Raw genomic sequence first — 24,617 nt, forward strand, 5'->3', positions numbered from 1 at the left:
GCCCACGGTAGACGGGCCGACGGTATAAATGGTGCGCTGGGCTGTCACTCCAGGGCCCGCATCGCGTAGTAGAACCGCTGGACGGCGGTAATGTGTCCCACGACGGCAAAGACGACGAGCAACCACCCCACGAGCGTGACCCCGAGCAAGGACGGGTTGACGAACGCGGCCACGCCCGTCGTGAGGCCGACGAGCGCCAGCCGGTCGGCCCGACCCAGCAGGCCGCCGTAGACCCGGTCGAGGCCGACGGCCTCGGCCTGGGTCCCCAGGTACGAGGTCATCAGGACGCCGGTGACGGCGGCGACGCCCAGCGCCCAGCGGTCCAGGCCCGCCGCCAGCCCGACGATGATGACGAGGTCGGCGTAGCGGTCGAGGACGTGGTCCAGCAGGTCACCGCCGGCCGAGGCGACGTCCAGTTCCCGTGCCAGCGCGCCGTCGACGATGTCGAGCCAGCCGTTGAAAAAGACCAGGAGCGCGCCGGCGAGGTACAGGAGCGGACTTCGCGCGGCGAACGCGAAGACGACGCCGGCGGCGACGGCCAGCAGGAACGCGATGACGCTGACGCCGTTGGGCGAGAGGCCGACGGCCCGGGCGGCGCTGACGAAGGGCACGAGCGCCCGGTCGGCCAGCGAGCGGTACTGGTCCAGCGTCATAGCCAGTCGATGAACGACACCTCACCCGCGCTCGGGGCGCGCTCGCCGGCGAGGACGGCCTCGATGGCGGCGGCCACCTCGTCGGGGTCCCGGTCGGTCGTGTCTATCTCGTAGACTGCCTCACGGCCGTGGCGCTCGACGGCCTCCGAGAGGACGACGTCGAGCGCCTCCGCCTCGGCGTTCTCGTAGGCCTTGGCGTCCGAATCGCCCCGGTCGCGCAGTCGCTCGACGACGGCGTCGGGATGGGCGCGGAGCACCACCACCCTGTCGGCGGGGAAGTGGTGGGCGAGGTGGGACTCGAAGACGATATCATCGCGCCCCTCCAGCCACGCCTCGACGGCGTCCACGTCGGCCACGAGGCTCCCTCGGTCCTCGTCGACCCCGGTCGAGAACCCCTCCGTTTTGATGACGTCGTTGAGGTGGACGACGTCGAGGTCGGTCTGCAACCGGTCGGTCGCCGTCGTCTTGCCGGTCCCCGGCGTCCCGGTGACGGCGACTCTCACGCCTCGACCACCTCGATGACGTCGTTGAGCACCGCGACGGCCCGCTTCGTGCCCTCCCTGGTCCCGCAGGTGATACGGATGCACTCGGGCAGCCCGAAGGAAGAACAGTCACGGATTATGATCCCCTCGGCCTGGGCGGCCTCGGCGACGGCCGACGCGTCGCCGACCTCCGCGAGCACGAAGTTCCCCCCGCTTTCCAGGTGTCGGCGGCCAGCTCCTCGCGGATGTACTCGCGGGCCCAGGCGGCCGTCTCGACGGACTTCTGGACGTGGTCGTCGTCGTCCAGTGCCGCCAGCCCGGCCCGACAGGCGAGCTCGCTGGCCGCGAATGGCGTGTTGATGCGCGCGTAGGCGTTGGCCCACGCCTCGGGCACCAGGGCGTAGCCGAGGCGGACCCCGGCGAGGCCGTAGGCCTTCGAGAAGGTCCGCAGGATGGCGACGTCGTCACGGTCGTCCAGCAGCGGGCGCACGCTCTCGGACTCGCTGAACTCGCCGTAGGCCTCGTCGACGACGACGAGCGTGTCGTCGTGCGTTCCGGCGGCGATGGCCTCGACGGAGGCCCGCGAGAACTCCGCCCCGGTGGGGTTGTGGGGGCTCGTCAGGTAGACGATGCGCTCGCCGTCGTAGTCTCTCAGGACGGTGTCGGCCGTCTGGGCGAAGTCGAACTCCTTCGCGAGGGTGTACTCCTCGACGCCGCCGTGGTGGTAGCGGGCGCTCATCGGGTAGTAGGCGAATCCCGGGTCGGGGACGAGCACGTCGTCGCCCGGTTCGAGCATCGCCCGGGCGAGGTAGTCCAGCGCGCCGTCGCCGCCGTTGGCCAGCCACACCTGCTCGGGGGTACAGTCCCACTCTCCCGCGATGGCGGCCACCAGGTCGGTGTGTGAGGCCTTCGGGTACGAGTGCATCCGCTCGGCGGACGCCCGGATGGCCTCGACGGCCCGCGGGCTGGGGCCGAACATGTTCTCGTTCGACGCCAGCTTCACCATGTCATCGGGGTCGAGACCGAGCTCCCGGGCGACTTCCTCGATACCGCGACCCGCCCGATAGACCGTATGCGACGAGAGGTCCCGTGGTTCCATGGCTGACTCAAACGGGTGGGGCGGCATAAACGTGGCCACATGTCCGCTGAGCCGTCTCGGCGGCCGGTCGCCGGCAGGTCGATTCCCCGAGGTTCAAGAGGGGGCCGTCCTACCACCGGGTATGAGCGTCGTCGACGCTGGCGTGTTCGGTGTGCACCTGCTGTTCGCCGGACTCTGGTCGGGAAGCGTGTTGTTCACTACCTACGCCGTGTTACCCCTGGCGATGGCGGGGGACGCACGCCCTGGGCCGCTCGCGGCGATGACCGGGAAACTCCGGACCGTCTCGCGGGCCAGCGCGCTCCTGCTGTTGCTCACGGGCGGGCACCTCGCCGCGACCCGCTACACCGCCGAGTCGCTGACGGGGTCGCCCCGTGGCCACCTCGTCCTGGCGATGGTCGCGCTGTGGTTCCTGCTGGCCGGCCTCGTCGAAGTCGCCGGGTCGAAACTCGAGGACGGGTTCGACGCACAGAAGGTCCGCGAACCGGCCCGCGAGGCCCGCCCCTTCCTGCTCGGGGCGTCGCTGGTCGCCGTGCTCCTGTTGCTCGACGCCGGCGCGATCCTCGGCCTCTTTGGCTGACCAGAAGGCGCTGCTCTCCGACGCCCGTCGGGACACCTACGGTTTCAATAACGATTTCATCTTCGCGAACGGCCGCTCGAACGTCCGCCGTCATCTGGCCGCCCATCCGGACCCGATTATAGCTCCTGATAGTCGGAGGGGAACAGTTTTTCCGAGGTACTCGAGTGACCAAACTATGTCACAATCGGCTGCGACCGGCACGACCCGTTCGGGCGGGACCGGGTTGGGACACTCCGTTCGCGAGTTCCTGCAGTACATCCCCGCCGGTGACACGATCCCCGACGAGACCTGGCGGAGTCGCCACCGAAAGATCCTCTGGCTCATCGTGGCGCACGTCCCCTTCCTCGTCCTCATCGGCCTGTTCGAGGGGACGGAGTCGCTGGTGACCGGCGCGACCCTGCCTGCGTTCGAACCGTCTCACGTATTCCTCGAGGCTGGTGTGTTGCTCGTGTTCGCGGCCCTCGGGTACACGTCCCGCCTGCCGCGGCGGGCACGGACCGCTATCGCCTCGATGGGGCTGCTGACGGCATCGGCGGTCCTCGTCCACTTCTCCGGCGGGTTCATCGAGGCCCACTTCCACTTCTTCGTCGTGATGGCCGTGGTCGCCATCTACGAGGACTGGCTGCCCTTCCTGGTCGGGATTCTCTTCGTCACCGTCGAGCACAGCGTCTTCGGGCTCTACAACCCCAGCGAGATGTACAATCACACGGCAGCGGTCGAGAACCCGCTCGCCTGGGCCGTCGTCCACGCAATCTTCATCCTCGGTCTCGCCGGTGCGCTGATGGCCCACTGGTACTCGACGGAGGTGTCCCGCGAGGAGGTCCACGAGCAACTCGCGGCAGTGGAGGCAAAGACCGAGCAGATCGACGACCTCGAGGCCAGGCGCGAGGAGATAGAGGCCGAGATGGCCGAGGCAGAGCGGCTGAAAGCCGAAGCCGAGGCGCGCCAGGAGGAGGTCGAGGCGCTGGTCACCCACCTCGAGGCCAAGGCCGACGCCTACAGCGAGGGGATGTCCCGGGCCGCCGAAGGCGACCTCACCGTGCGCCTCGACCCGGACAGCGAGAGCGACGCCATGACACAGATCGGCGAGTCGTTCAACCGGATGCTCGACGAGACGGCCGAGGCGATGTGGGAGATACAGTCGTTTGCCGACACCGTCGCCACCGCCAGCGAGGAGGCCTCGAGCGGCACGGCAGAGGCCCGCGACGCGAGCAGCGAGGTCAGCGAGTCCATCCAGACCATCGCCAGCGGGGCCGACGAACAGCGCGAGATGCTCGAACAGGTCGCAGATGAGATGACCGACCTCTCGGCTACTGTCGAGGAGGCGGCCGCCTCCGCTTCGGAGATCGCAGAGCGGTCTCGCGAGATGACCGACGTCGCCGACGAGGGCCAGTCGACGGCCGAGGACGCAATCGCCGACGCCCGCGAGGTCCAGTCGGCCATCGACGAGACGGTCGCGAACGTCGAGTCGCTGGACGACCAGATGGCCGAGATCGGCGAGATTATCGAGCTCATCGGCGACATCGCCGAGCAGACCAACATGCTCGCGCTGAACGCGAACATCGAGGCTGCGCGAGCCGGCGACGGCGGCGGTGGCGACGGGTTCGCCGTGGTCGCCAACGAGGTCAAGCAGCTGGCCGAGGAGACCCAGCAGTCGGCGACCGAGATCGAACAGCTCATCCAGGAGACCCAGTCACAGACCGCGGCGACCGTCGAGGAGGCGCGGGCCGCGGAGTCGTACATGGCCGAGAGCGTCGACGCCGTCGAGGACGTGGTGGCAGCGTTCGACACGGTCGCCGACAACGCCCGGGCGACCGACAGCGGCATTCAGGAGGTGCGCGACACCACCGACGACCAGGCCGCGAGCACGGAAGAGGTGGTCGCGATGGTCGAGGAGGTCGCGGACATCAGCCGGTCGACCGCCGGCGAGACCCAGCAGGCCTCGGCCGCTGCCGAGGAACAGACCGCCTCCATCTCGCAGGTCACCAGCAACGTCGAGTCGCTGCGCGACCGGGCGACGCGCCTGCAAGAGCTCATCGAGACGTTCGACGTCGGCGAGTCGGCGGCCGCCGGGACGTCCGGGGGACGCGGCGCCCACCTCGCCGACGGCGGCACCGAGTTCTAGCCCGCCTACAACCGTTCTGCGACGTGGTCGGCGGCTTTCAGTGCGAGCGCGGCGATGGTGAGCGTCGGGTTCATCGACCCGCTGGTGACGAACACCGACGAGGAGGCGACGGTGAGGTTCGCCAGGTCGTGGGTCCGCAACTGCGGGTTCACGACGCTCGTCTCGGGGTCGGTCCCCATCCGGGTCGTCCCCATGTGGTGGTACGCCGGGCCGGTGTTCTCGGGACCGACCGTCCAGGAGACGTCCACGCCCAGCTCGTCGAGCACCGCGTGCTGGATGTCGGTGGCCCGGTCGACCGAGCGCGCCAACCGGTCGCCGAACGACCACTGGATGTCGGGGACGGGGTTGCCGTGGTCGTCGGTGGTCGTGGTGTCGAGCGTGACCCGGTTCTCGCGGCGTGGCGGCTGGCCGACCAGGCCGCCCATCGCGATGCTGGTGCCGTAGTCCCCTCTGAGGTCCGCCAGCAGCGAGTCGCCCAGTCGTCGGCGTCGAGTGCCAGTTCGACCGGCGAGGGACCGGCGTAGTTCAGGAACTCCAGTTTGATGGGCGAGAGTCGCTCGCCGGCCGACGGGACGACGGTCTCGCCCGTCTCGATGCGTTCGACAGCCTGCCCGGGGTCGTCGTAGAACTGGTGGCACTCGCTGGTGATGAACCCGACGTGGTTCTGTCTGGTCTCCCGGTCGAGGGTCCCGCCGGCACCCGCAAAGAGGTGGTCCATGAAGTACCGGCCGACCAGGCCCGAGGCGTTCGCGAGGCCGTCGGGGTGGGCCGCCGAGCGGGACAGCAGGAGGAGGCGCGGAATCTCGACGCCCCCGGCCGCGAGGACGAACTCCCGGGCCGCCTGTCGGTGCTCGGTCCCGTCGGGGGTGGCGTACACTGCCGCCGAGACGCGCCCGTCGCCGTCCGTCTCGAGACGCTGGACGGGGACGCGGTCGACGACCCGGGCGCCCGCCGCCTCCGCGTCCTGAATGTGGACGCTGGCGTCGTACTTCGCGCCGGAGGGACAGACCGGCTGACAGGTGCCGTAGCCGACACAGGCGCTGCGGCCGTCGTAGCCCTCGGAGTTGCGGGCGTTCGGCACCGAGTGGGTCGTGATGCCGAGTGCCTCGCAGGCCTCGGCGAACAGCGAGTCGCTGTGGGACGGCGGGAACCCCGGGAGCGGGAACGGGTCCTCGCGGGCCGGCGCGAAGGGGTTGTCGGCGTCGCCCGCCACGCCAAGTGCCCGTTCGGCATCGGCGTAGTACGGCCGCAGGTCGTCGTACCCGATGGGCCAGGCAGGGTCGTCGTTCCCGTGGCCGCCGTCGAAGTCCGTCGGGTGCAGTCGCATCACCATCCCCTGCCAGTGCAGCGTCGATCCGCCGACGCCCTTCACGCGGGCGACGTTCAGCGGGTAGTACTGCTCGCCGGTGGCGCTGAACGCGTCGCGCTCGCCGCCCATCTCCCAGACCGACCCGTGGTGCCCGGGGCGAATCGCCTCCTCCATGCGGCGCTGGCGACTCTCGAAGTCGAACCGCGGGCCCGCCTCGAGGACCACGACGTCGTGGCCGTCGCTGGCGAGCGAGCTCGCAGCGAGTGCCCCGGCCGGTCCGGCACCCACGACACAGACGTCGACGCGTTCGGACGGTTCCCGCCCCATCTGGGAACGTCTTAGGTGAGCCTAAACTTATCCGTTGTCATCTCCGCGGCCGCCAGCCCGGTCAGGGAATCTTGACCGAGTGTTTGAGCGTGCCGATACCCTCTATCTCGACTTCCACCTCGTCGCCGGACGACAGCGGGCCGACGCCGGCGGGCGTCCCGGTCGAGATGACGTCACCCGGTTCCAGCGTCATGTAGTCGGTTATCTCCGCGATGAGCTCGGGGATAGAGAAGATGAGGTTGTCACGGGACGAGGACTGCTTGGTCTCGCCGTTGACGCGCAGTTCGATGCTCGCGTCCTCGGGCACGTGTTCCGGCGTGGCCACCACCGGGCCGATGGGCGCGGAGTTGTCGAAGGCCTTCCCGCGCACCCAGTTCTGTTCGACGTCCTGGTCGTCGCGGTTCGAGATGTCGTTGACGCAGGTGAACCCGGCGACGACGTCCATCGCGCCCGACTCGCTGACGTTCTTGCACTGCTCGCCGATGACGACGCCCAGTTCCGCCTCGTAGTCGATGCGCTCTTTCCCGGACAGCAGCGTCAGATTGCTGCCGTGGGAGGCGACGGAGTTGGGGGCCTTGAGGAACAGCATCGGCCGGTCCGGAATCTCGCTGTCGGTCTCCTCCGCGTGGTCGACGTAGTTCAGGCCGATACAGACGATCTTGGTCGGCTCGCACGGCGGCAGGATGTCGACCTCGTCGGGCGAGTACATCTCGTCGCCGAACGCGATGCGACCGTACGGGCCGGCGGCGGCGGTGACCTTGGGTTCGCCGTCCTCGACGGTCCAGTGGCCGCCGCGGACGTTCCCCGCGGAATCACGGAATCGGACGCGCTTCATGGCTTTGCGGACTCGCGCGCGAGGGATAAGCGTTTAGGAGGCGTCCCTTCCAGCAGCCTGTTCGACGACTGTCTACCGCGTCTACGTCTCCTGGGGTATCACCACGTGGCTGGGTGACCGAACCGCTTTTGAGACGTGACGGGCTACGGCCGCCAATGAACGTCTTAGTCGTCGGTGCTGGCGCGATGGGGCGCTGGTTCGCCCGGACCGTCCGGGACGCGGCGTCAGTCGCCTTCACCGACACCGACCCGGTCGTCGCCCGCGCCGCCGCCGAGGCCGTCGACGGGCGCGCGGTGCCGACCGACACGGACGAGCGCTTCGAGGTGGTCTGTGTCGCCGTCCCGATGCCCGCCGCACGGGTCGCCATCGAGCAGTACGCCCCGCTCGCGTCCGACGCCGTCGTCGACGTGACCGGGAGCATGGCGGACCCGGTCGACGCGATGCGGGAGGCCGCACCCGACGCCGCCCGGATGAGCCTCCACCCGCTGTTCGCGCCGGAGAACGCCCCCGGGAACGTCGCCGTCGTCACGGACGGCGGCGGCGAGGCGACCGAGGCGCTGCTCGACGTGCTCAGGGCGGCCGGCAACCACTGCTTCGAGACGACGCCGGCCGAACACGACGAGGCCATGGAGACGGTCCAGGCCGGGGCCCACGCGGCCATCCTCGCCTTTGCCCTGGCCGCCGACAGGGTGCCCGACGAGTTCCAGACGCCGGTCTCGACGGGCCTGTTCGACCTGGTCGAGCAGGTCACCGGCGGCGACCCGCACGTCTACGCCGACATCCAGCGGACCTTCGACGGGGCCGAACCCGTCGCCGAGGCCGCCCGGCGCATCGCGGACGCGGACTACGACGACTTCCAGCAGCTGTACGACGACCTCTCATGAACCAGGCGACGCGCGACCAGATACGGGACAACGCACGGTACCTGCGGAGCGTCCGCCCCGTCGACCCCGAGGAGATATTCGAGTACGTGGAGGGGCAGCCCCACCCCGCCGTCGTCCGGCAGGTGCTGCGCGAGGAGGCCGTCGACCTCGGACTGCTCGAACAGGACGACGGGACGTTCGTCCCGGCGCCGGAGGGGCCCATGGAGGTGTCATTCCACGGCGTCGACCGGTTCCCGGCCGCCTACGAGTCGCTCGTCGACGACCTGCTGACCGACGCGTACGGCCCCGACTGGGAGCTGGGCGACAGCGGTTCCCGACTCCGCGAGCGGATTCGAGACATAAAGGAGGCGTATCTCCACGGCGCCGACGTCGAGTACGACGCGCTCACCGCCCACGGGTACGCCGTCTACCACCTCCCGGACTACTACGCGGCGACCCAGTATCTCCTCGCGGACCTCGCGGCCGACGGCCTGCTTCCCTCGCAACTGCGGGTACTGGACGTGGGCGCCGGCGTCGGCGGCCCGGCCCTCGCGCTCGTCGACCTGCTCCCCGACGACGCCCTGCTGGAGTACCACGCCGTCGAACCCAGCGCCGCCGCGGACGTCCTCGAGACGCTCCTCGAGTCGACCGACACGAACGTCCAGTGGACAGTCCACCGCGACCGCGCCGAGACGTTCGCCCCCGACGGCGAGTACAACCTCGTCGTCTTCGGGAACGTCCTCAGCGAGCTCGCAGACCCCGTCACGGTGGTCGAGCGCTACCTCTCGGCGCTCGCGGCCGACGGGACGATGCTGGCGATGGCGCCGGCCGACCGGAACACGGCGACACAGCTCCGCGAGGTCGAACGCGCCGTCGCCGACGACGGCCCGGCGACGGTGTACGCACCGACGGTCCGCCTCTGGCCGCACCTGGCGCCCGCGAGCGACTCGTGGTCGTTCGACCGCAAGCCCGACCTCCAGGTGCCCGAGATACAGCGGCGTCTCGACGACGCCGGCGGCGGGACCGGCGAGTTCGTCAACGTCGACGTCCAGTACGCCTTCAGCGTCCTGCGGACCGACGGCCGGACCCGCATCGAGCTGACGCCGGACCGTGGCACCCACGCGCCGATGGCCGACGCCGAGCAGTACGTCACCGGCCGGGTGAACCTGCTGGCGGTCAAGCTCAGCCACGACCTCTCGGACAGCGAGGACGCCAACCCGCTGTATCTGCTCGGCGACGGCAGCCAGTCGGTCGACCACTTCGCCGTCCGCACCGACCCCTCGCTGCTCAACGAGGACCTCCGGACGGCCGACTACGGCGACCTACTCTCAATCCGGAACGCGCTCGTCCTGTGGAACGACGACGAGGCGGCGTACAACGTCGTCGTCGACGGCGAGACGACCGTCGACCGGGCGCGGTGAGTCCCCCGGCCACCGAACCGCGAGGAGGCGGTGGGCTTTTCTCGGCCACGACCCGACGGGGGGTATGGACGAGCCGGCTATCCTGCTGACGAACGACGACGGCATCGACAGCGCTGGACTCCGGGCGGTATACGAGGGCCTCTCGGACGTCGGCGACGTCACCGTTGTCGCGCCCGCGACGGACCAGAGCGCCGTCGGGCGCGCCATCTCCCACGAGGTCGACGTCCGCGAACACGACCTGGGCTACGCCGTCGAGGGGACGCCGACGGACTGCGTCGTCGCCGGCCTGGAGGCGCTGGTCCCCCAGACGGATCTCGTCGTCGCGGGGTGTAACCGCGGGGCCAACCTCGGCGCGTACGTCCTCGGGCGCTCGGGCACGGTCAGCGCCGCCGTCGAGGCGACGTTCTTCGACGTCCCGGCCCTCGCCGTCTCGATGTACATCCCGGTCCGTGAGGACGCCGCCTTCACCGACATCGAGGCCAACGGAGACAGTTACGACGAGGCCGTGCGGGCGACGCGCTACCTCGCCGACCACGCCCTCGACGCCGGCGTCTTCGAGCAGTGTGACTACCTCAACGTCAACGCGCCCGTCGCCGAGTGGGGCCCCGCCGACATCGAGATCACCCGCCCCTCGCGACTCTACGAGATGGACGCCGTCCACGAGAACGCCCACGTGACCCTCCACGACCGTATCTGGGAGCGCATGGCGGACGGCGACATCCCCGACCCGGACGGGACCGACCGCCGCGCCGTCGTCGACGGGAAGGTGAGCGTCTCGCCGCTGACCGCCCCGCACACGACCGAACACCACGAGGCCCTCGACGCGCTGGCGTCGACATACGACCCCGAGGCCAGCCCCTAACTTCATAGTCGTCGGTCTCCCCACGTTAGGTGGGATGGCGACGGCCCTTCGATACCGCTCCGGCCGGGTGCGCGCACTGGTCGGTGTCGTCCTGGCCGTCGTCCTGTTGCACCTGCTCGTCTTCTCGCTCGACACCGACGCGATCTCGACTGCACTGCTCGGGGCGGACCTGGGGGTGCTCGCGCTCGCAGCGGCGGCGGCGCTGTTCGCCCAGCTGTGCTGGAACCTGATGACGGTGTGGATACTGCGGACCGTCGACGACTCGCTGCCCCGGCATCGGCTGTTGCTGGCCGCGCTCGCCGGGACCTTCGGGAAGCTCGTCCTCCCGCTGGGGAACCTCGGCGGCGCGGCGATTATCTCCTACGCCGTCACCGAGGACCTGGACCGGCGGTTCGGCGAGGTGTTCCCGCCCGTCTCGGCCAGCGAACTGCTTCGGTTCGGGAGTTCGCTCGGCGTGACCACCGTCGGCCTGGCGGGGCTGGTCATCACGCCGGTCGCCGGCCTCCAGGGGCCGTACGTCGTGGCACTGCTCTCGACGGTCACCGCCGGGCTGTTTGCCGGCGTCGTCATCGTCGCCTACCGTCGCGAGGGAGTCGCCGGCCTGTTCCTGCAGTTCGCGGCGCTGTTGCACCTGCTACTGGACCGATTCTCCGCCCGCGCTGGGCGGCGCCTGGCCCCGGAGCGCGTGGCCGCGGGCGTCGAGTCGTTCCTCCATTCCTTCGAGCGGGCGACCGGGGACCGGCGCCGCCTCGCCGTCGCCGGGACGCTCGGGATAGCCGGGTGGCTGGCCGTCGGCCTCGCGCTCTCGCTGTCGTTCTCGGCCGTCGGCGTCTCCCTGCCGCTGGCGCTGGCGCTGTTCCTGGCACCGGCGAGCGGCGTCGCGACGCTGCTGCCGACGCCGGGCGGTCTCGGAACCTCGGAGGTCGCGCTGACCGGGGCGGTCGTCGTCCTCGCAGTTTCCTCGGCGGAGGTGGCTACCGCCGCCGTCCTCCTCTATCGCCTCGTGTCGTACTGGCTGGTCGTCGCCGTGGGCGGGCTTGCGTCCGCCTACCTCTCGGCGTCGGTCTGGCGGGCCCTGGAGTAGGGGCCCCGGATGACGCGTACCGCCGCCGAACCGCCTCGGTTAAATCCGGGCCCCTGGACGTTCGAACTGACGCCTCGCCATGAGATTCAGAAACGCGCTCCTGTTCGTCGCGCTCGCCGTCGCCTGGGGCAGTGCGTTCACGGCCATCAAGTCCGGCCTGGCGTACTTCCCGCCCGTCCTCTTTGCCGCCCTGCGCTACGACGTCGCTGGCGTCCTGATGCTGGCGTACGCCGGCTACACCACCGACCGCTGGCGCCCCCGGACGGGCAAGGGGTGGCGCGCCGTCGCCGTCGGCGGCGTGTTGCTGATCGCGGCCTACCACGCCTTCCTCTTCGTCGGCGAACGGGGTACGACCAGCGCGACGGCGGCAATCGTCGTCAGCCTCTCGCCGATACTCACGACGGCGTTCGCCCGGGTCTTCCTGCCCGCCGAACGCCTCACGGCGGTCGGCGTCGCGGGCCTGCTCGTCGGCTTCCTCGGCGTCGGCATCCTCAGCGCCCCGGACCCCGATACTGTCGTCACCGCCCGGACCGTCTCGCTCGCGCTGGTCTTCCTCGCTGCCGCCTCGTTCGCCCTCGGGAGTGTTATCACCCGCCGCATCGACGCCTCGCTCCCCATCGAGACGATGGAGGCGTGGTCGATGGTGCTGGGCGCGCTGGTGTTGCACGGTGCGAGCGCCGCCATCGGGGAGTCTCCGGCGACGATTCGCTGGACGCCCGAGGCGTTCGCGGCGCTGGGCTATCTCGTCGTCGTCGCCAGCGCGCTGGGGTTCCTGATATACTTCGACCTGCTGGACCGCCTGGGCCCCATCGAGATCAACCTGGTCTCGTACGCCGCCCCCGTCGTCGCCGCGGTGACCGGCTTTCTCGTCCTCTCGGAGACGCCGACGGTGCTCACCGCTACCGGGTTCGCGTGTATCGTCGTCGGGTTCGTCCTGCTGAAACGGCGCGCGCTCCGGGACGAACTCCGCCGGCTCTCGGTCACAGCTCTTTGACGATGCTCGCGGGGTTCCCCTGGACGACGACGCCGGCCGGGACGTCCTCGGTCACGACGGCGCCGGACCCGACGACACTGCCGTCGCCGACGGTCACGCCCGGGTTGAGCACGGCCTTGCCGCCGAGCCAGACGTCGTCACCGACGGTGACGGGTTTTCCGTACTCGGCGCCCGCCGCCCGCTCGTCGGCATCGAGTGGGTGGGTCGCCGTGTAGACGTGGACGCCGGGGCCGAGCATGCAACGGTCCCCGAACTCGACCCGGCAGACGTCCAGCACCACGCACCCGAAGTTGGCGTAGAAGGAGTCCCCGACGTGGACGTTGTACCCGTAGTCACACCGGAAGGGCGGTTCGACCGTTATCTCGCCGCCGACCGACCCGAATAGGTCGTCGAGAATCTCCCGGCGTCGGGCCGTCTCGTCGTGACCCGTCCCGTTGTACTGCTGGGTCAGTTCGCGCGCTGCTCGCCGCTCGGCGACGAGCTGCGCGTCGCTCGGGTCGTACAGGTCCCCGTCGAGCATCTTCGCTTTCTCGGAGGGCATCGGTGGCGCTGCTTCGGTCGGTCCCCGGATAAAACTACGCCAACGAGCGCCGCCTGGACCGGTTCAGATGACGTACCGGACGATCTCGTCCCGCTGGCAGCAGTGACAGACCGCGTCGTCGACGCCTGCGGCGGTCCCGCAGTGGCGACACTCGTAGAGGACTGTCGACACGTCGGTACACGGGGCACAGTCGTCGTCGCAGACGTGAGCCGGGCGGAACGCGGGGATGGCTATCATCACGTTCCCTCCGCGGAGTGATCGGTCGAACGCTCGATGCCGGGTCGGTCGTCGTGGGTCTCGTTGTGAATCATGTCTCTCTCTCCTGTCTCAGTTCCCCGACGTGACGCGAATCCGGTGTTCGGTCACGTAGAGTGCCTCGAGCGTCGAGAACGGCGAGTCGATGCCGCCCGTGCGCTGGAGGCCGTAGTCGTAGTGGGCCGCCCCGTACTGGCCGACGGTCAGGTTGCCGACCACGGCGAGGCCGTACAGGTCGCCCTGTTTGATGTAGAGGTAGCCGGTCCCCGTCTCGCCGCCGGGGGCGTAGACGAGACCGTCGAACGACGCCCGCTTGTTGTTGGCGCCCGCGACGGTCATCTTGAACGACTTCGGGGCGATCACGCTGAGATGGCTCGACCGCTCGCCTGGCACGTAGACGGCCGCGTTCTTCCCGACGTGGAAGTGCACGTCCTGGTTCCCCAGGCCGGTCGGCGAGACGGTGGTCGCAGCCTCGCTCTGGACGAATATCTGGGCGGTTCCGTCGCCCTGGACGGTCACGTTCCCACCCTTGGTCAGTTTCACGTAGTCGCGGACGACGATGGTCACGTCGCCGCCGCTCGTATCGAGCACGAGCGTCTCGCCGTTGTCGAGCTCGACGTCGTGGACGTAGTACCTGCCCGCGTCGAGTTCGGCCGTGGCCCCGCTCATCGTGAACTCCTCGGCCGTGATGAGCGGCGTCGCGCCGTTGTCGTTGTTCTGTCGCACCTCGGCGGCGACGCGGTCGACGAACGGGTCGATGGGGTTGACAGTGGTCACGCCGGTGATCTGTCTGGTGCCGCCGGCGATCTTCGTCTCCTCGGTGGCGTCGGGCGCCGGCAGGCTGGTGTAGGCGGCGCTGCCGTTGATGTACGCGCTTCCCTGGATGTCGACGACACCGCCGGACCTGACGTTCCCGTCGACCAGCGAGTCCCCGCTGGCTTCGAAGTCGCCGGCGGCCTGGATGAGCCCGTCGGCGGCCCGGGTCTCCGAGTAGTTGCCCTCGGAGGAGTCGTAACTGTCGACGTAGGCGCCGGTCCCGGTGATGGCGAGTTCGCCGTTGTTCGAGGTGGCGATCAGACCCGCGTCGAGCGCGGCCCGTCCCGGCAGCACCAGGAACAGCCCGGTCACCTGCGAGCGCGCGTGGTCGTAGGTCACGATTGCGTCCGTCTCGGCCTCGAGGTACCGACCCCAGGCCTCGTAGTACTCGCTCTTGACGGTCACCGTGACCGTCCCGCCGGCGGGCCGGTTCTCAAGCCCGCTGGTCGCGTTCGGGTAGTGCCGGACCGGTTCGCCGGTGCGGGTTATCTGGACGTCGCTCTGGAGTGCCGGGTCCCCGTCGACGACGACGAGGGGCATCGTGAGCGTCCGGTCACGGTAGTGCAGCTCCGGCCGCGAGAGCATCACCGAGCCCTGGCCGTCGCTGCGCCAGACCCCGCCGCCCTGCGAGGCGACGGTCGTCCCGTCGTTCTCGTACTCGACGGTCCCGAGCGTGGCGTTCACGACTTCGGTGGTCGTCCCGTCGGTGTCGTTGTAGACGTCCACGCGCAGCCAGCTGCTGTCGTGGGAGCGCAGTTCGCCGTCGTTTGCGGTCAGGCCGAGATCGACTTCCCTCGACGGCGAGTTCCCGAGCGCGACCGCGCTCGCCTCGCTGTCGAAGGTCGCCAGCGACCGCTCGGCGGCGGACACCTCGGCGTCGACGCGCAGCTCTCCGATGACGGCCGTCCCGCCGACGACCACGGCGAGGACGCCGAAGACGACGATGGCAAAGAGCAGGACCACACCGAAATCTCCGACTGGCCGCGGTCCTGTTCGCGCCCGCCCACGCTCGGGGCGGTCACGCGGGCAATCGTCGGGGTGGGTCCGTGGTTCATGTATGGGAAATTGTTGGTAGTCGTCTCGTCGGTCTGCGCTCCCGGGTCGGCCCCGTCCCGGTCGGGGGCGGGTCAATCGCCGGAATCGGGAGTCGTCGACGTCGTCGACTCAGCCGTGGTTACGGGGCGACGGAGGCCGCCAGCACGGCGCTCTTGTCGGTGTTGGGGTCGTTGTAGACGACCCGGATGGTCTCGCCGGAGTCGATGGTCTCTCCATCGACGAGTTCCACACCCGCCGAGACGTCGGTGAGCGAGCCCACTTTGGTGATGTCGCCGGAGACAGAGCCCGTGACGGTCAGGTCAGCGGCGTCGATGGTATCGCCTCCGTCGTGCGTGATGGTCACCGCATTTCCGTCGTAGTCGAAGTCGAAACTCGCCTGTGGCGTGACGCTCGAGGAGCCACCGAGTCCCAGGACGAACGACCCGATGACGGCCGCGAGGATGACTGTGATCGCGACCATCAGGACGACGCCGATGACCGGCGACACTGCGTTCTCCTCGTCGAACATCGCTTTGAAGTGCTGTAGTTGCATGGTTGGTTGTGCTCGATGACTCCCGGGCGTGTTCGCGACACAAATCGTCGACCCCCCGCGGACGTTGGTTGTCGGTCGGCCGCCCCTGGCGGCCCCCCACACCGTCACGCCGGCCTGCCGTCGGCGGCAGGCATCCGTTTGCGGGCGGGATTCCGGTAACCCCGTCCTGGCGTCACCGCGATTCCGCGCACCCTATCGGCCATCTCTGCAACTCTCTCAAACTCCCTATGTGGTCATTGTTATTTCAGCAATAACCGGGCCTTACTGGACAGTAGAAGTACTATTCCGAGATGTTAGTGGCTTTATTCCGAGGATTTAGCAGTATGCTTCCGGTATATCGACGAACGTATGTGTGGTATTAACAACGTCTGCTGGACCTGAACGATCAGACAGCGAATGCCACTCGACATCCGAACACACGACAGTACCGCGGTCCGCCTCGTCTTCGAGCGCGGCGGCGCTCCGCACGCGTGCGAGCGCGGACCAGCACGCCGCGGGGCGGCCCGATGACCGACCACCTCCCGACGGGGATCGGCGTCCTCGACCGGAAACTCGCCGGCGGGTTGCCGGCGGGGAGCCTCGTGCTCCTCTCGGCGGACCCCGCCAGCCAGTCCGAACAGATGCTCTACGAGCTGACGGCCCCGCGGCCGACGCTGTATCTCACCACTGCCCGTTCGCCGGCGGCGGTCCGCGCAGCCATCGAGCACGCCGGCGGCACGCTCGAGACGACGAACATCCACGCTCTGGGTGAACGCCCGCTGACCGAGGCGCTGGCGCTCATCGAGAACTCCCCCTCGAACACGACGGTCATCGTCGACACCATCGACATGCTCGAGAGCGGCCAGACACAGGAGTACCTCCACTTCCTCAACGACGTCCGCAGCGAACTCCTCTCGAAGGACAGTTACGCCGTCCTCCACGGCCTCGACGGCCGGCAGGTGCACGCCCAGCGCGACATCACGGAGTACCTCGCGGACGTCATCTTCGAGCTCTCTACCGAGGTCCGGGGCGAGAACATAGAGAACCGGCTCATCGTGCCGAAGTTCCGTGGCGGGGTCCCCTTCGACGAGACCCTCAAACTGGAACTGACCCAGGAAGTCGCCATCGACACCAGCCGCGACATCGCCTGAATCCCCGCTCGTGGCTTCGCGCCGGCCTGCTGGTCGCGGGTTGCTTCGCTGTCACCAGGGTGTCCTGGGTCTTCGCCGAGTCCGCCTGTCCAGTCGTGCTTCCCGATCTTCCGGATTCGCACCCGCCACGTTCCACCGCATGACCCTCGGACTGGACTCGTTGCTACCACTCCGCACGGAAGGCGAGCCGTTCTGAACTCGATTCGGTCAATTTTGACCCCGATTCGACCAGCTTTCGCCACGCCGTCTCGCAAGTGAAAATAATACCACTGGGGCGTGGTAGGTAATTCATTCTTACCCGGTACCGCGATACTTCCACACCCGTCAGGCATAGCCTGCACGGTAGCAGCTCTGTACGGACCGTTACAGGGGTTATTACCAATTTGATACCTGTCGTTGATTGGAACGTAAACATACGTAACGGGTACGCAAGGGATAACACCGGTGAGTCGGTGTTCGCGGCTGCCGACGTGTGTTCAGGAGCGACTCAATGAAGGAACGTACGATCAGAGCGGTGTCAGCAACGCAGGGTGGGGTGGCCGATGGCTGCTGAACGGCAGCCCACGGCCGGCGACGGACGACAGCCGAAACCTGTCGCCGTCGGGACATACACCTGGGACGACCTCATGGCCGAAGTCGGCTACGCCGACGACGTCCCTGCGGTCGTCGAGGAAGCGAGCGAAGCGGCCGACCTCGAGCAGGGGTTCCTGGGCCGACTCGGTCGGCGGAAGCAAGCCAGTCAGGTCACGCACGTGCGTGACTGGAGCGCGACGGCGTTCTCGCCCGAGGCATACCTGGGGTTCCACCCCGACCGGTTCCCGGCCAAGCTGGGCGAGGGCTGCCTCGCCGGCCGGCAGTTCCGGGCCCAGTTTGGCGACTGGATCGTCGAGACGCCGGTCACCAAAGACGAGTACACCTGGGAACACTTCAAGTGGGAGTACTACTACGACGACGAGGGCGACGTCCCGCGGGCCGCCGACGGGTCTGTCGAACCGTTCGACGCCGAGTCGTTCCTCGGATTCGCTCCTGAAGACGTGGAGTCACGGCTCTCGCGCGCGGCCGCGTTCGCCGACGCACTCGACGGCATCGTCGAGGAGCGGACGGTCAACGTCAACCCCGAGATAGACGAGGACCTGTTCTTCTCCGACGTCGACGGCTGCACCACGCTGGCGAACCGCTACGACCTGGAGAAGGCAGTGTCGATGGAGAAGAAGCGCCACTTCGTCGAGGTCGAGCGCTACTGGGTCCACAAGCCCTACGCGTTCGTGGTCGTCTTCCACTCGGTCAAGGAGAACGAGAAGAAGTACTACCTCGTCGAGCCCTACATGAACGACATCGAGGTCAACGTCAGGGACTACCTGACGGGCCGCCTCCGCAACGCCATCAAGTACTCCGAGGACGACGCCCTCATCGACGGGTCCGACGAGGACCGGTCGGTCATCATCGAGGACGAGACGTTCCGACTGCTCGAGCAGTACGACCTCCTCGAGGGCGGCCCCGAGGACAGCGTGGCCGACCAGTTCCGGGCGCTGTTCGGCGAGCGCGAGGCGCGCGAGGACCACGACGGCGAACTCCGCGGGCTGAAGGCCCGGCCGGAACCCGCCGTGCTGGCCGAAGACGCGGGGACGCTCACGGAGGCGCAGGTCGAACGCCTGCTCTACGTGCTCCAGCGCGACTTCCTCGGCTACGAGCGCATCGACGGCATCAAGCACGACGTCAACGTCGAGGACATCTCGTGTGACGGCTACAACTCGCCGGTGTTCGTCTACCACTCCGAGTACGAGAACATCATCACGAACGTCCACCACGACGAGGCCGGCCTCGACAACTTCGTCGTCAAGCTGGCCCAGCGGGCCGGCAAGGGCATCTCGAAACGCCGCCCGCAGGTCGACGCGACGCTGCCTGACGGATCGCGCGCCCAGCTCACGCTGGGGCGGGAGGTGTCGGACCACGGGACCAACTACACCATCCGGCAGTTCAAGGACGTCCCGTACACGCCCATCGACCTCATCAACTGGAACACCTTCTCGCTGGACGAGATGGCGTTCCTGTGGCTCGCCATCGAGAACAACCGCAGCCTGGTCTTCGCCGGCGGCACGGCGTCGGGCAAGACGACCAGCCTGAACGCCATCTCGCTTTTCATCCCGTCGAACAGCAAGATCGTCACCATCGAGGACACCCGCGAGGTGGAGCTGCCCCAGCGCAACTGGGTCGCGAGCGTCACCCGCCCCTCCTTCGGCGACGACGGTACCGGCGACGTCGACGAGTTCGACCTGCTCGAAGCGGCGCTCCGACAGCGCCCCGAGTTCATCGTGATGGGTGAGGTCCGCGGTGAGGAGGGTCGGACGCTCTTCCAGGTCATGTCCACCGGGCACACGACCATGACGACGTTCCACGCCGACTCTGTCGGCGAGGTGCTCAAGCGCTTCACCACGGCGCCCATCAACGTCTCAAAGACGATGTTCACCGGGCTCGACCTGGTGTCGGTCCAGACCCAGACCCGCGTGCAGGGCCGGAAGGTCCGGCGCAACAAGACCATCACCGAGGTCAACCACTACGACCCCGAGAACGACGAGATCAACGTCCGGGAGATATACGAGTGGCAACCGGAGACCGACGAGTTCCTGCGCCTCGGTCGCTCGAACACCCTGGAAGACATCAAGTTCGACCGCGGGTGGGACAGCGAGCAGCTCGAGGACGAGCTGTTCAAGCGCAAGACGGTGCTGGCCTACCTCATCGACAACGGCTACTCCGACTACTCGGAGGTCGCCGCGACGCTCCAGGCGTTCATCAACGACCCGGACACCATCCTGGGCCTGATGGCCCACGGCGAACTCGGCGAGAGTCTCGCCGACCTCCGGGAGATGGAGAGCGTCCTCATCGACATCGACCCCGCGAAGGAGGCACTCGTCCCCCGCCCGGCACCGGGCGAGGAGACGGCCGCGCTCGCAAAGGAAATCCTCGACGTCGCGGAGTCGACGATATTCGGCGACTACCACGAGCAGTCGGCCGGGACGCTCTTCGGGGCGTTGCCCGAGGCCATCCGCGCCGCGGGCGCGGAGATTCGCGACGGACTGGCCACCGACGGCATGGGCGAGACGAAGTCTGACAGCCCCGAGGCCGTGGAACTGAGCGACGACCGAGCGGACGCGGAATCTACGGAGTAAGCAATGGAATACGTTTACGCAGTGCTCATGCTGCACGAGACCGGTGCGGAGATCAACGAACAGAACCTGACCGCCACGATCGAGGCGGCCGGCGGCGACGTCGAGACGTCCCGCGTGAAGGCCGTCGTCGCGGCCCTCGAGGACGTCGACATCGCGGCGACGGAAGCGGCGGCCGTAGAGGCCGGCGAACTGGCGCTCGAAGCCGACGCGGACGAGTCGGCCGACGCCGTCAGCGACGCCCACGAACGCGACGAGGAGTCCGCCGAGGCGACCGCTCGGCCTGACGACGTCGACGGCGAGGCGGTGGATTCGAGCGACAGGTCGGAGGCGTAGATGGCCACCGAGACCGGTGCACAGTCATCAATCCGCACGTTCGAGGGGAACGGGGACCAGCTGGGGAACCTGTTTTATCCCGTCTACGAGCTGCTCTTCGACGAGGACGAACCGTTCGTCCAGTCCGTCGACTCGAAGCTCGCCGAATCGCGGATGCCCGACACCGTCGAGATGTATCTCTCTCGCGCCATCGCCGTGGGCGTCCTCACGGGGCTGGTGTTCTGGGTCCTCGGCATCGGACTCGGGTACCTCCTTGCCTCGCTCGGCTTCTTCGCCGGGCCGCTCCTGGGCGTCCCGCTGCCCGACAGCGGCGCCCTCGTCGACCTCGTGCGAACCGCCAGAGCGCCGTTCGTGGTCCTCTTGCTGGGCTTTGCCCTCGGCGGCTTCGGCTTCGCTGGCGGGTTCGGGACCGTCGTCGGTATCCCGTACCTGCGCGCCAACGAGCGCAAGCGCGAGATCAACATGCTGCTGTCGGACTCGGTGTCGTTCATGTACGCCCTCTCGCTGGGTGGCCTGAACCAGCTCGAGCTGCTCGAGGCGATGGCCAAGGCCGACGACACCTACGGCGAGGTGGCCCGCGAGTTCCAGGCCATCGTGCGGGAGACCAAGACGCTCGACGTCGACTATCGGACGGCCATCAAGAACCAGATGGACCACTCCCCCAGCGACGAGCTCCGGGAGTTCCTCGTGGACATGCTCTCGATCATCCACAGCGGTGGTGACATGACGCAGTTCCTGGAGGACAAGAAGCACAAGTACATGCGCACCGCGAAGCAGGAACAGGAGCAGACCCTCGACGTGCTCGAGCTGCTCGGCGAGATGTACATCACCATCTCCCTGTTTCCCCTGCTGCTCATCATCATCCTGGTGGTGATGAACATGCTCGGCAACGCGTCGCGGATGATGCTCTATATCACCGTCTACGCGCTCATCCCGACCATCGCGCTCGCGTTCCTGGTGCTGGTCACCACGATCAAGCGCGACGAGTTCGGCGACGGGTTCATCAAGCCCCGCAACGCCAGCATCTGGCTCGACACGGAGCGACGGTCCGGCCTGAACAACATCGGGTTCATCACCTCGTTCACGGGCACGTACCACATCTTCGACCGCATCGCCGCCAGGCGAAACCTCGAAGAGACCGTCGCGCTCCTGCGCAAGCCACACCTGTTCTTCAGGGACAACCCGCTGTACACCTTCGCGCTCAGCGTGCCGGCGTCGGTCTCGCTGGTCGCGGCGGCGGCCCTCTCGGGCGTCGTCCCGACGTCCTGGGCCGGCGTCGTCCAGCAGCCGGTGTGGTCGACGTTCGTCTACGTCTACATCCCGCTGTTCCTGGTCGTGATCCCTATGGCGGTCTTTCACACCTGGAACCAGCGCGACCGGCGGGCGATACTCGGGACCCTCTCGGACACCCTCCTGAAACTCTCCTCCGTCAACGCGACGGGGGCGACGGTGCTCGAGTCCATCAAGACCGTCTCCGAGACCTCCTCGGACAAGCTCGCCCGGGAGCTTCGGCTCATCCACCACAAGGTCCACTTCGGGATGAGCCTCAAGGAGTCACTCATCGAGTTCAACAACAAGTACCACATGCCCCAGCTCGCCCGGACGGTGAAGCTGGTCACGAAGGCCCAGGAGGCCTCGAGCCACATCGCCGTGGTGCTCTCGACGGCCGCGAGCGCCAGCGAGAACGCCGACGACCTCCGGCGCGAACGCCACTCCCGCTCGATGATGCAGGTGGCCATCGTGCTCATGACCTACGTGACGCTGCTGGGCGTGATGGCGCTGCTGAAGGTGCAGTTCATCGACGTCATGGCGGGGTTCGGGACCGGCCCGGGGACCGGCAGCGCGGCGGGCATCTCGCTCGGTGGCGGCATCGACGCGAACCTGCTCTCGCTGATGTTCTTCCACGCGGTGACCATCCAGGCCGTGTTCGCCGGCCTCATCTCCGGGTACCTCCGGGAGGCCAGCCTCCGTGCCGGCGCGAAGTACGTCGTCGTGCTCCTCGCGCTCTCTCTGACCGTCTGGACGGTGGTGGCGTAGATGTCCGCGTCCCACATCGCTCGCGGCCAGGTGACCCTCGACTTCCTGACGGGGATGGCGGTGTTCTTCGTCGTGGTCGGGTTCGTCTTCATGTTCGTCCCCGGGCTCGTCTCCTCGACCCAGGGCGACCAGGAGACCCCGATGGTCGCCGATCGAGTCGCGAACCAGCTCGTCGACTTCCACCTCGGCGAGCCGGCGTCCGCGGCGCTCGACCCGGCGTGCACGGCCGACTTCTTCGGCCAGGACAGCCCCGATGCGTGTCCCACGCTCGAGACGAGCCAGCCCCTGACCGACCAGCTGGGCATCGACGACCGCTACCGCGTCACCGTCTCGATACGGGCCGACGACGCGGGCCGGACCGACAGCGCCGTCCTCTGCATGGACGGCGGTGTCGTCGCACCGTGTACCGGTAGCGCCATCCCGCTCGCCGTGGGTGACGCCTACCAGTCCGGCGAGGGTTCGGTCGTCACCGCAGAGCGCCACGTCTCCCTCGCGGGGACGAAGGCGCTCCTGGTGGTGGAGGTCTGGTGACCGTGCACGACAGAGCACAGGTGTTCACGCTCGAGGCGCTCGTCTCGGCGCTGCTCCTCCTGGGTGCGATACTGTTCGCGCTCCAGGCGACGGCCGTCACGCCACAGAGCGCGACGACCGCGAGTGCCCACTCGGTGACCCAGCTCGAACGGGTCGCCGGGGGCGTTCTCGACGACGCCGCCGCGGACGGGTCGCTGAAGCGGACCGTCCTCTACTGGGACCCGAGCGCCGAGGCGTTCTACGGGCTCGATACCTACGACTCCGGGTACGCGAACGGCGACCTGCCGACGGCGTTCGGCGAGCAGCTCCGGCGCAGCTTCGCCGGGGACGGCGTGGTCTACAACGTCGAGGTCCGCTACCAGCGGCCGGGGGACGACCCCGCGACGAGGACTATCGTCGACAGCGGCACGCCCAGTGACGACGCCGTCCGCGTCGCCACGCTCGTGACGCTCTACGACGACGACCCGCTGTACTACGACGACGACGGGTCGGTCGCGACGGCCGCGGTGCCGAGCGGCGACACCGTCTCCTCGGGGTCGTTCTACGCCCCTGACGACGCGGCGGGCAGCGGCGTCTACAACGTCGTCTCCGTGGAGGTGGTCCTGTGGACTACCTGAGCGCAGCCAGGGCGAGCGAGCGCGGCCAGGTGCTCCTGGTGACGACGTTCGGCATCGCCGTCCTGTTCGTCGCCCTGACGCTGGTGCTGAATGCCTCGGCGTTTGCCCAGACGATGGCGACGACCGGCAGCGACGACACCCGCGAGACACTCGGCTTCACGGCCGCCGCGACAGACGGTGTCGCGGGGTCGATGGCCTACGCCAACGCGAACCGCAACGAGAGCCAGGCCGCACTCCGGACCGAACTCGAATCGAGCGTCGCCGACTGGAGCGCGGCCGCAGACGACGACGCGGCGATGCGCGGCGGTCGCGCGGACGTGACCCTCGTGGACTCGACCCACGAGACGCGCATCGCACAGACCGTCTCGTCGCGGGACTTCCGCAGCGGCGCGGCAAGCCCCGACGCCGACTGGACGGTCGCGAGCGACGTCGTCGCGGTGTCTGACCTTCGACTCAACGTCTCCGAGAGCGCCCTGGTCGAGTCCGACCTCGACGGAGACGCCGCCACCCTGACCGGGGACGGCGTCTACCGCGTGGTCGTAACCGACGCCGACGGCGACACCTGGCGGCTGTTCGTCTACGCGAACCAGTCGGCCGTCGTCGTCCGCGTCGAAGACGCGACCGGGACGTTGCACAGTCCGTGCAAAGTCACCGGCCCGCCGGGTCAGCTGGTCCGCATCGACCCCGTGGCGGGGACGATAGACGGTGCCGGATCCTGCAGCGCGCTCGCCACCTTCGGTGACCTGGACGCGCCGGCAAGCGTCGCGTTCCGGGCTGGTGACAGCGTCGCGGGCACCTACACGATGCTCGTCGAGCACGCGCCGACCGGCGTCGACGACGGGAACTTCGGCCTCGACGCGTCCACCGGCCCGACCGCCGACGGACAGATTGCGTCGGCCACGGTCCGGGTCACCTACGTGACCGCCAGCGTGGAGTACGTCGCCGAGACGACGGTCGAGGGAGGTGCCTGA

21 protein-coding genes and 2 pseudogenes are annotated in these 24,617 nt (G+C 68.4%); 14 read left to right on the plus strand and 9 right to left on the minus strand.

The annotated features are described in order from the left end of the window. Window positions 1–44: 44 nt before the first annotated feature. From P1N55_RS00735 to hisC, 3 genes and pseudogenes are all read right to left on the minus strand, one after another. Window positions 45–653, minus strand: a complete 609-nt coding sequence (locus P1N55_RS00735) for a CDP-alcohol phosphatidyltransferase family protein (protein ID WP_276277131.1) — start codon at window positions 651–653, stop codon at window positions 45–47. Further along, window positions 650–1,156 carry an adenylate kinase family protein gene (locus P1N55_RS00740; RefSeq protein WP_276277132.1) on the minus strand — a complete coding sequence of 169 codons (507 nt, stop codon included), beginning with the start codon at window positions 1,154–1,156 and terminating at the stop codon, window positions 650–652. The genes P1N55_RS00735 and P1N55_RS00740 overlap by 4 nt, the downstream gene beginning before the upstream one ends. Continuing rightward, window positions 1,153–2,234 (minus strand): annotated as a pseudogene (hisC, locus tag P1N55_RS00745) (histidinol-phosphate transaminase). Before hisC ends, P1N55_RS00740 begins: the two are co-directional and overlap by 4 nt. 121 nt (window positions 2,235–2,355) lie before the next feature. Here hisC and P1N55_RS00750 point away from each other — a divergent pair. Both P1N55_RS00750 and P1N55_RS00755 read left to right on the plus strand, forming a co-directional pair. After that, on the plus strand, window positions 2,356–2,811 hold the full coding sequence (locus tag P1N55_RS00750) for a transporter (protein ID WP_276277133.1): 456 nt from the start codon (window positions 2,356–2,358) through the stop codon (window positions 2,809–2,811). A 175-nt stretch (window positions 2,812–2,986) separates the two neighbouring features. Next, window positions 2,987–4,936, plus strand: a complete 1,950-nt coding sequence (locus tag P1N55_RS00755; protein WP_276277134.1) for a methyl-accepting chemotaxis protein — start codon at window positions 2,987–2,989, stop codon at window positions 4,934–4,936. Window positions 4,937–4,941: 5 nt separating this feature from the next. Here P1N55_RS00755 and P1N55_RS00760 read toward each other — a convergent pair. Further along, window positions 4,942–6,572: pseudogene (locus P1N55_RS00760) on the minus strand (GMC family oxidoreductase). A 61-nt stretch (window positions 6,573–6,633) separates the two neighbouring features. Further along, the gene (locus tag P1N55_RS00765) at window positions 6,634–7,407 is read right to left on the minus strand and encodes a fumarylacetoacetate hydrolase family protein (RefSeq protein WP_276277135.1); all 774 of its coding nucleotides are present in this window, start codon (window positions 7,405–7,407) and stop codon (window positions 6,634–6,636) included. Window positions 7,408–7,562: 155 nt separating this feature from the next. Between P1N55_RS00765 and P1N55_RS00770 the strand changes: the two genes are divergently transcribed. The 5 genes from P1N55_RS00770 (at window position 7,563) to P1N55_RS00790 (ending at window position 12,631) form a co-directional block, all read left to right on the plus strand. Further along, window positions 7,563–8,291, plus strand: coding sequence for a prephenate dehydrogenase/arogenate dehydrogenase family protein (locus P1N55_RS00770; RefSeq protein WP_276277136.1), 729 nt, complete (start codon window positions 7,563–7,565; stop codon window positions 8,289–8,291). After that, entirely contained in the window at window positions 8,288–9,691 is a 1,404-nt protein-coding gene (locus tag P1N55_RS00775; RefSeq protein ID WP_276277137.1) for a small ribosomal subunit Rsm22 family protein, read from the plus strand. The genes P1N55_RS00770 and P1N55_RS00775 overlap by 4 nt, the downstream gene beginning before the upstream one ends. Before the next feature lie 64 nt (window positions 9,692–9,755). Then, on the plus strand, window positions 9,756–10,553 hold the full coding sequence (gene surE, locus P1N55_RS00780; RefSeq protein ID WP_276277138.1) for a 5'/3'-nucleotidase SurE: 798 nt from the start codon (window positions 9,756–9,758) through the stop codon (window positions 10,551–10,553). 34 nt (window positions 10,554–10,587) lie between these two features. Next, window positions 10,588–11,637, plus strand: a complete 1,050-nt coding sequence (locus P1N55_RS00785; RefSeq protein ID WP_276277139.1) for a lysylphosphatidylglycerol synthase transmembrane domain-containing protein — start codon at window positions 10,588–10,590, stop codon at window positions 11,635–11,637. 79 nt (window positions 11,638–11,716) lie between these two features. Then, on the plus strand, window positions 11,717–12,631 hold the full coding sequence (locus tag P1N55_RS00790) for a DMT family transporter (RefSeq protein ID WP_276277140.1): 915 nt from the start codon (window positions 11,717–11,719) through the stop codon (window positions 12,629–12,631). Here P1N55_RS00790 and P1N55_RS00795 read toward each other — a convergent pair. From P1N55_RS00795 to P1N55_RS00810, 4 genes are all read right to left on the minus strand, one after another. Next, window positions 12,618–13,172 carry a sugar O-acetyltransferase gene (locus P1N55_RS00795; RefSeq protein WP_276277141.1) on the minus strand — a complete coding sequence of 185 codons (555 nt, stop codon included), beginning with the start codon at window positions 13,170–13,172 and terminating at the stop codon, window positions 12,618–12,620. The two genes, P1N55_RS00790 and P1N55_RS00795, sit on opposite strands and share 14 nt — an antisense overlap. 63 nt (window positions 13,173–13,235) lie before the next feature. After that, window positions 13,236–13,409, minus strand: a complete 174-nt coding sequence (locus P1N55_RS00800) for a hypothetical protein (RefSeq protein ID WP_276277143.1) — start codon at window positions 13,407–13,409, stop codon at window positions 13,236–13,238. A 90-nt stretch (window positions 13,410–13,499) separates the two neighbouring features. Next, window positions 13,500–15,206 (minus strand): DUF7289 family protein, encoded by a 1,707-nt coding sequence (locus tag P1N55_RS00805; protein ID WP_276277144.1) that lies wholly within the window; start codon window positions 15,204–15,206, stop codon window positions 13,500–13,502. 211 nt (window positions 15,207–15,417) lie between these two features. Continuing rightward, complete coding sequence (locus P1N55_RS00810; protein ID WP_276277145.1) at window positions 15,418–15,831, minus strand: type IV pilin N-terminal domain-containing protein; 414 nt, start codon at window positions 15,829–15,831, stop codon at window positions 15,418–15,420. A 506-nt stretch (window positions 15,832–16,337) separates the two neighbouring features. Between P1N55_RS00810 and P1N55_RS00815 the strand changes: the two genes are divergently transcribed. The 7 genes from P1N55_RS00815 to P1N55_RS00845 all read left to right on the plus strand — a co-directional run bounded on the left by P1N55_RS00815 (window position 16,338) and on the right by P1N55_RS00845 (window position 24,617). Then, complete coding sequence (locus P1N55_RS00815; RefSeq protein ID WP_276277146.1) at window positions 16,338–16,961, plus strand: RAD55 family ATPase; 624 nt, start codon at window positions 16,338–16,340, stop codon at window positions 16,959–16,961. 542 nt (window positions 16,962–17,503) lie between these two features. Further along, window positions 17,504–20,128, plus strand: a complete 2,625-nt coding sequence (locus P1N55_RS00820; RefSeq protein WP_276277147.1) for a type II/IV secretion system ATPase subunit — start codon at window positions 17,504–17,506, stop codon at window positions 20,126–20,128. 3 nt (window positions 20,129–20,131) lie between these two features. After that, window positions 20,132–20,461, plus strand: a complete 330-nt coding sequence (locus tag P1N55_RS00825) for a P1/P2 acidic ribosomal protein (RefSeq protein ID WP_276277148.1) — start codon at window positions 20,132–20,134, stop codon at window positions 20,459–20,461. Then, a complete protein-coding gene (locus P1N55_RS00830) occupies window positions 20,462–22,498 on the plus strand; it encodes a type II secretion system F family protein (RefSeq protein WP_276277149.1) in 2,037 nt (678 codons plus the stop codon). Beyond that, window positions 22,499–23,029 (plus strand): DUF7287 family protein, encoded by a 531-nt coding sequence (locus P1N55_RS00835; RefSeq protein ID WP_276277150.1) that lies wholly within the window; start codon window positions 22,499–22,501, stop codon window positions 23,027–23,029. Then, on the plus strand, window positions 23,026–23,646 hold the full coding sequence (locus tag P1N55_RS00840; RefSeq protein WP_276277151.1) for a DUF7288 family protein: 621 nt from the start codon (window positions 23,026–23,028) through the stop codon (window positions 23,644–23,646). Before P1N55_RS00835 ends, P1N55_RS00840 begins: the two co-directional genes overlap by 4 nt. After that, window positions 23,634–24,617, plus strand: coding sequence for a hypothetical protein (locus P1N55_RS00845; protein WP_276277152.1), 984 nt, complete (start codon window positions 23,634–23,636; stop codon window positions 24,615–24,617). Before P1N55_RS00840 ends, P1N55_RS00845 begins: the two co-directional genes overlap by 13 nt.

Source organism: Haloarcula regularis (assembly GCF_029338315.1).
GTDB classification, from domain to species: Archaea; Halobacteriota; Halobacteria; order Halobacteriales; family Haloarculaceae; genus Haloarcula; species Haloarcula regularis.

Excerpts from the sequence above, each read along its gene's own strand:
- P1N55_RS00735 (WP_276277131.1), bottom strand. The coding sequence starts at position 653 with ATGACGCTGGACCAGTACCGCTCGCTGGCCGACCGGGCGCTCGTGCCC.
- P1N55_RS00750 (WP_276277133.1), top strand. The coding sequence starts at position 2,356 with ATGAGCGTCGTCGACGCTGGCGTGTTCGGTGTGCACCTGCTGTTCGCC.
- P1N55_RS00755 (WP_276277134.1), top strand. The coding sequence starts at position 2,987 with ATGTCACAATCGGCTGCGACCGGCACGACCCGTTCGGGCGGGACCGGG.
- P1N55_RS00765 (WP_276277135.1), bottom strand. The coding sequence starts at position 7,407 with ATGAAGCGCGTCCGATTCCGTGATTCCGCGGGGAACGTCCGCGGCGGC.
- P1N55_RS00770 (WP_276277136.1), top strand. The coding sequence starts at position 7,563 with ATGAACGTCTTAGTCGTCGGTGCTGGCGCGATGGGGCGCTGGTTCGCC.
- P1N55_RS00775 (WP_276277137.1), top strand. The coding sequence starts at position 8,288 with ATGAACCAGGCGACGCGCGACCAGATACGGGACAACGCACGGTACCTG.
- surE (WP_276277138.1), top strand. The coding sequence starts at position 9,756 with ATGGACGAGCCGGCTATCCTGCTGACGAACGACGACGGCATCGACAGC.
- P1N55_RS00785 (WP_276277139.1), top strand. The coding sequence starts at position 10,588 with ATGGCGACGGCCCTTCGATACCGCTCCGGCCGGGTGCGCGCACTGGTC.
- P1N55_RS00790 (WP_276277140.1), top strand. The coding sequence starts at position 11,717 with ATGAGATTCAGAAACGCGCTCCTGTTCGTCGCGCTCGCCGTCGCCTGG.
- P1N55_RS00795 (WP_276277141.1), bottom strand. The coding sequence starts at position 13,172 with ATGCCCTCCGAGAAAGCGAAGATGCTCGACGGGGACCTGTACGACCCG.
- P1N55_RS00800 (WP_276277143.1), bottom strand. The coding sequence starts at position 13,409 with ATGATAGCCATCCCCGCGTTCCGCCCGGCTCACGTCTGCGACGACGAC.
- P1N55_RS00810 (WP_276277145.1), bottom strand. The coding sequence starts at position 15,831 with ATGCAACTACAGCACTTCAAAGCGATGTTCGACGAGGAGAACGCAGTG.
- P1N55_RS00815 (WP_276277146.1), top strand. The coding sequence starts at position 16,338 with ATGACCGACCACCTCCCGACGGGGATCGGCGTCCTCGACCGGAAACTC.
- P1N55_RS00820 (WP_276277147.1), top strand. The coding sequence starts at position 17,504 with ATGGCTGCTGAACGGCAGCCCACGGCCGGCGACGGACGACAGCCGAAA.
- P1N55_RS00825 (WP_276277148.1), top strand. The coding sequence starts at position 20,132 with ATGGAATACGTTTACGCAGTGCTCATGCTGCACGAGACCGGTGCGGAG.
- P1N55_RS00830 (WP_276277149.1), top strand. The coding sequence starts at position 20,462 with ATGGCCACCGAGACCGGTGCACAGTCATCAATCCGCACGTTCGAGGGG.
- P1N55_RS00835 (WP_276277150.1), top strand. The coding sequence starts at position 22,499 with ATGTCCGCGTCCCACATCGCTCGCGGCCAGGTGACCCTCGACTTCCTG.